Genomic DNA, 2,139 nt, shown 5'->3' with positions numbered 1-2,139 from the left:
CTCAATCCTGTAGGAGCCGGCTTGCCGGCGATGGCGTCCGTGAAATCGCCACCGCCGGCAAGCCGGCTCCTACAAGGTGTTTTAGAGGTAATTGTCAGCGCGCAGCAGGGTTTCCAGGCAATGTTCGGTGATGTGGTAGAAATCCTTCAGCTCCTGAATCTTCACCAACAACTGGGTCGGGTCCACCGGCTCGGCGCGCTTGACCGCCAGGATCATCTTGTTCTTGTTGGTGTGGTCCAGTGAGATGAACTCGAACACCTTGGTTTCATAACCGCAAGCTTCAAGGAACAACGCACGCAAACTGTCGGTGACCATTTCCGCTTGCTGACCCAGGTGCAAACCGTATTGCAGCATCGGCTTGAGCAGCGCCGGGCTCTGGATTTGCAGGCGGATCTGCTTGTGGCAGCACGGCGAGCACATGATGATCGACGCGCCGGAACGAATGCCGGTGTGGATCGCATAATCAGTGGCGATGTCGCAGGCATGCAGCGCGATCATCACGTCCAGCTCGCTCGGCGCCACGCTGCGCACGTCACCGCACTTGAACACCAGCCCCGGGTGTTCCAGTTTCGCCGCGGCGGCGTTGCACAGGTTGACCATCTCTTCGCGCAGCTCGACGCCGGTCACTTCACCTTCGGCGTTCAAGGTGTTGCGCAAATAGTCGTGGATCGCGAACGTCAGGTAGCCCTTGCCCGAACCGAAGTCCGCGACCCGCACCGGTTTGTCCAGTGCCAGCGGCGAGGTGGTCAGGGCATGGCTGAAGACTTCGATGAACTTGTTGATCTGCTTCCATTTGCGCGACATCGCCGGGATCAGCTCGTGCTTGCTGTTGGTCACACCGAGGTCGGCAAGGAACGGCCGGCTGAGGTCGAGGAAGCGGTTTTTCTCGCGGTTGTGCTCGGCGGACGGCACTTCGCGCAATTGCTGAGGTTTGCTCTTGAACAGCGAAGACTTGCCCTTTTTGCTGTATTCGAGCTGGGCTTCGTCGGTCAGCGACAACAAATGCGCATTTTTGAACGAGGCCGGCAGCAACGCGGCGATGGTCGCCACGCCCTCGGCCAGCGGCAGGTTCTTGGTGATGTCGCGGGTTTTGTAGCGGTAGACGAAGGACAGGCAAGGCTGATCCTTGACCGTCAGTTGCTTGATGATCAGCCGTTGCAGATCCGCTTCGGTGCCGACGTACTTGGCCAGCACCAGTTTGATGAAGGCATTGGCGTCGAGGCTGGTTTGCAGCAGGTCGATGAACTGGGCGTGGTGATCCGGCGCGAGGCTGGCGGGAGTGGCGGTGACGGACATGGAAAAAACGGCCTCGGGCGGAGCGAATCGGGAATGGCGGGTATTTTAGGGGGGATGGCCGTTCAGGGCACGGCTAATTTCCCGAACGGTTCAGCATGTGAACGCATTCCCCTGTGGGAGCGAGACCGGCTTGCCGGCGATGGATTCAAGAGCACCGCGATTTTCCTGCAACCCCGCGTCATCGTTGACGACCATCGCGAGCGGGCTCGCTCCCACAGGGGATCAGCGTCAGCCTAGAACCACCAACCGGTTCGGCAGTTCATTGCGCACGTGGGTCACCGGCACATGCACCTTGAGCAACTCGCCGCACGCTTCCACGCACGTGACAAAACCCTGCAACGTCTGCCCCTGTTTCACCTGCTGGGTGAACGCCGCCACAATGGCGTCCCAGTTTTTGTTATCCAGCCGTTTGGAAATACCTTCGTCCACCAGGATTTCCACATAGCGCTCGGCCTCGCAAACGAAAATCAGCATGCCGGTGCTGCCGACGGTGTGGTGCAGGTTTTGCTCCAGGAACTGCCGGCGCGCCAGGTTCGAGGCGCGCCAGTGACGCACCGAGCGCGGGATCAGGTGCGTGGTGACTTTCGGAATGCGGAACACCAGGCACAGCACGATGAAGGTGAGCCATTGCACCAGCAGCAGGCTGTGCATGGTCAGCCAGCCGGTCAAATAATGCACGACACCCGGCACCACCAGCGCCAGCAGGCTGGCCCACAGCAGCGGGATGTACGCATAGTCGTCGGCGCGGGCTGCAAGCACCGTTACCAGTTCGGCGTCGGTGTCGCGCTCGACCCGGGCGATTGCCTCGGCGACTTTGCGTTGTTCGTGTTCAGTCAGTAATGC

The 2,139-nt window shown here is 60.3% G+C and carries 2 protein-coding genes; both read right to left on the bottom strand.

The features are described from left to right. Window positions 1-81: 81 nt before the first annotated feature. On the bottom strand, window positions 82-1,296 hold the full coding sequence (locus KGB25_RS30355) for a class I SAM-dependent methyltransferase (protein WP_223438011.1): 1,215 nt from the start codon (window positions 1,294-1,296) through the stop codon (window positions 82-84). A gap of 228 nt (window positions 1,297-1,524) precedes the next feature. Beyond that, a partial coding sequence (locus tag KGB25_RS30350; RefSeq protein WP_223438009.1) for a TPM domain-containing protein occupies window positions 1,525-2,139 on the bottom strand: 615 nt, incomplete at its 5' end.

This window comes from Pseudomonas sp. BF-RE-21, assembly GCF_019947305.1.
Classification (GTDB): Bacteria; Pseudomonadota; Gammaproteobacteria; order Pseudomonadales; family Pseudomonadaceae; genus Aquipseudomonas; species Aquipseudomonas migulae.
Note: the sequence above shows the minus strand (reverse complement) of the source record. Positions and strands in the feature narration are given on the sequence as shown.

Excerpts from the sequence above, each read along its gene's own strand:
- KGB25_RS30355 (WP_223438011.1), bottom strand. The coding sequence starts at position 1,296 with ATGTCCGTCACCGCCACTCCCGCCAGCCTCGCGCCGGATCACCACGCC.